1 pseudogene is annotated in these 239 nt (G+C 43.9%); it reads left to right on the forward strand.

The window, feature by feature from the left end:
• Nucleotides 1-5: 5 nt before the first annotated feature.
• Nucleotides 6-239: pseudogene (locus AAEZ02_RS23410) on the forward strand (cytochrome C); the annotation flags it as partial.

The following is a 239-nucleotide window of genomic DNA, read 5'->3' on the forward strand; positions in this document are numbered from 1 at the left end:
TTATTATGAGCATAAACAGACGTCAAGCATTGACACAAATTATTGGTTTAAGCACTGCAGCAGCTGGGGCAACGTTATTAGGCACATCTGCATTTGCTGCCACAGACGCAGATGGCAACTACCGTTTAGAACTTGGTGAAAAACTTAAATATGCGCCACTTGATGCGATGCAAACAGCAAAACTTGCCTATGAAACGGGTGGCGGTTGTATGCACCAAGTATTTCACGCCATTGTGACT

Origin of the sequence: Shewanella sp. T24-MNA-CIBAN-0130 (assembly GCF_040310185.1) — a bacterium.
Lineage (GTDB): Bacteria > Pseudomonadota > Gammaproteobacteria > Enterobacterales > Shewanellaceae > Shewanella > Shewanella psychromarinicola.